The following is a 3,135-nucleotide window of genomic DNA, read 5'->3' as shown; positions in this document are numbered from 1 at the left end:
CCCTCGATGTCTTCGGCGACGATAAGCAACGGCTTGCCGGCCAGGATGATGGACTCGAGGATGTTGAGCAGTGGCTGAAGGGAGGAAAGCTTCTTCTCGTGAATGAGTATGTAGGCGTCCTCGAGTTCGGCCACCATCTTCTCGGCATTGGTGATGAAATAGGGCGACAGGTAGCCGCGGTCGAACTGCATCCCTTCGACGACGTCGAGCTCGGTTTCGGCGGTCTTAGCCTCCTCGACCGTGATCACCCCCTCATTGCCGACCTTCTTCATAGCGTCGGCGATCATCTTGCCGATCGTCTTGTCGCCGTTGGCCGAAATCGTACCGACCTGGGCGATCTCCTCGGAGGACTGAACCTTCTTGGCGCGGCGCTGGATGTCCTTGACGACGGCGGTCGTCGCCATATCAATGCCGCGCTTGAGATCCATCGGATTCATCCCGGCGGCGACGAGCTTGAGGCCCTCCTTTATCATCGAGGCGGTCAGCACCGTCGCGGTGGTGGTGCCGTCGCCGGCAATGTCACTGGTCTTCGAGGCGACCTCGCGCACCATTTGGGCGCCCATGTTCTCAAACTTGTCTTCCAGTTCGATCTCCTTGGCGACGGTGACGCCGTCCTTGGTGATGCGGGGGGCGCCGTAAGACTTGTCGAGCACGACATTGCGGCCCTTGGGACCCAGCGTCGCTTTGACGGCGTTGTTGAGGATGTCGACACCGCGCAGCATACGGTCGCGGGCGTCGGATGAGAAACGTACGTCTTTGGCGGACATGGTTGTTCCATCCCTGGTTTGAGGTGAGAGGACAGGCGGCCTCAGGCGGCCTTCTTCTTCGTAGCGCTTGCGCCCTCGATCACGCCCATGACGTCGGACTCTTTCATGATCAAGAGGTCCTCCCCGTCGATTTTGACCTCTGTGCCGGACCATTTGCCGAACAGCACTCGGTCGCCCGCCTTGACGTCAAGCGGGACAAGCTTGCCGCTTTCGTCACGAGCTCCCGGTCCGACGGCGATGACCTCGCCTTCCTGGGGCTTTTCCTTGGCCGTGTCGGGAATGATGATGCCACCCTTCGTCTTTTCCTCGCCTTCGATGCGGCGGATCACGACGCGGTCGTGCAATGGACGGAAGTTCATGAGCTTCTCTCCCGGTTGATCTTTCGATGCCGACTTTCAGGCGAAATGACCTGGCGGTCGGCTTGGTCTCAAGCTCGCAATACATAGTCACAGTTGGCACTCGCGACAAGGGAGTGCCAACTTCCCCAGCCCCGCCGGCCGCTCTGTGATATGCCGCGCTCGGCCGCCGCCGTGCCTGCGCGCACCCAGTCCGCCGGCGTCGCCACCCAGGCCTCCCAGCAATCCATGCAATCCAGGATCACGAAGCCTTGCGCGCGAGCGCGCTTGACCAGCAGGTGCCGTTCGATCCGCGGCCCGCTCGATCGCGGCATTGTCAAGGACGGCACCCTTACCTGCCATTGGCGCCACGCCCGCTTCGACCCCGAAAGCTTTCTTCTCGGCTGAAGGCCACGCTCATTGTTTCGACTTTCCCTTCTCAAGGCGATCGCTGCCGAGCCAGGCAATGGTTCGAGGGCGAGCTCTCAGCCCCGCCTTTTCGACGAGGGAATTGAGAGCGCGCCTCGATCTCCGACGCGACCGCCGTCCAGAACTGAAATCGACGTCGACTGCGGGCGCGCCGGGCGCTCGACATCTCGCTTGACGTCGTCTTGAGCGCGGCCTCCAGGCCGTGTCGAGTCACGAGCAGCTCTGCGGCTTTGACCGCTTCCATTCGGAGGGAGATTTCTGTCGTGTTCACGGGCGTCAAAGCCCCTCTTTTGTGTCTCGCCTCTTTATTGAGAAACTACCTCCCCCACCTTTCAAGGAATCCAACCAAGCGCGCCCCCATCCGGGGCGTTTTTTGTGTCGCGTGGTCCTCTCTACGCGCAACCATTCGATGTTCACCAGCGCGACTCGTCACTTCCCTCCGGCAGCCAATCACGAGGGCCTCTCGACGCCCATTGCGGGGAAAGGACCGTGGCGAGGCGAAGGCTGTTGTTCGACGTGACGCTGTTGTCGCGCGTCGCCGGCTGGTCGCGCCTCGCCTTGCCGCCTCAGCGCCGATATGCCACCATTCTCAAGGCGATGCGGCCTCGTGAGCCGCGGAAATGGATCGCCCCTTTGGGAGGGATGCCCATGCTCAGAACGCTTACGCGCTTCCTGGCGTTGCTATTTTTCGCGCTCGCTTTGCCGCTAGCGGCGCAGGCCAAGACTTTCTATTGGATCTCGCACGGCTCGCCCGCCGATCCGGTCTGGACCTATTTTCTGGCTGGCGCGAACATGTGGGCGAAGGACACGGGCCAAACGGTCAAGACCTCGTTCCACAACGGCGACGTCGCCGCGCAGCAGGAGGCGATCCGCACCGCCATCGCCGCCAAGGCCGACGGGATCGTCACCACGAGCCCCGATCCGGGCAGCCTCACCGAAGTCGTGAAGGAGGCGCGCGCCGCGGGTATTCCGGTCATCAACTTCAACACGCCCGATTCAAAGGTCGATTTCAACGCCTATGTCGGCGTCGACCTGGCGAGCGTCGGCAAGGGCTGGGCGCAGTATCTCGTCGACCACAATCTGGTGAAGTCGGGCGACTTTGTCTGGATGCCGGTCGAGGTTCCCGGCGCGAGCTACGGCGTCGTCGAGGAGCAGGCGATCGCGGGCGTCTTCAAGCCGCTCAACATCACTTGGGAAGTGACCGACGCAACGCTCGACCAGGCGAACGTCATCTCGCGGATGAGCGACTATCTCACCGCCAACCGCACGAAGATCAAGGCGATCATCGGACTCGGCGACCTTGTCACCGGCTCGATCAAGCGCGTCTTCGACCAGGTCGGGGTGAAGCCGGGCGAAATCCCGGTGGTCGGATGGGGCAATTCGCGCGACACGACGGGCGAGGTCCTCGCAGGCTACGTCAACGCCGGCGAATGGCAGGATCCGCAAGCGACGAGCTACCTGGCGCTCTCTTACGCCAATCTCGCGACGAACGGCATTCCGCCCGGGTTCGACATCCACGTCGGCGCGCTCTACACCAAGGACACGGCGTCCATCTACGACAAGATCCTGTCCGGCAAGTAGGGCGACGCTCGGCGCCGCCGCGC

3 protein-coding genes are annotated in these 3,135 nt (G+C 62.6%); 1 reads left to right on the top strand and 2 read right to left on the bottom strand.

The window, feature by feature from the left end:
• On the bottom strand, window positions 1-767 hold a 767-nt coding region (gene groEL / locus ACLP25_RS04550; RefSeq protein ID WP_442468039.1), incomplete at its 3' end, for a chaperonin GroEL.
• Window positions 768-808: 41 nt separating this feature from the next.
• Complete coding sequence (groES, locus tag ACLP25_RS04545) at window positions 809-1,126, bottom strand: co-chaperone GroES (protein WP_442468038.1); 318 nt, start codon at window positions 1,124-1,126, stop codon at window positions 809-811.
• A gap of 1,053 nt (window positions 1,127-2,179) precedes the next feature.
• Between groES and ACLP25_RS04540 the strand changes: the two genes are divergently transcribed.
• Window positions 2,180-3,112: a substrate-binding domain-containing protein gene (locus ACLP25_RS04540; RefSeq protein WP_442468037.1), complete on the top strand. Its 933-nt coding sequence runs from the start codon at window positions 2,180-2,182 to the stop codon at window positions 3,110-3,112.
• Window positions 3,113-3,135: the final 23 nt, after the last annotated feature.

Source organism: Roseiarcus sp. (assembly GCF_052145395.1).
Taxonomy (GTDB): domain Bacteria; phylum Pseudomonadota; class Alphaproteobacteria; order Rhizobiales; family Beijerinckiaceae; genus Roseiarcus.
Note: the sequence above shows the minus strand (reverse complement) of the source record. Positions and strands in the feature narration are given on the sequence as shown.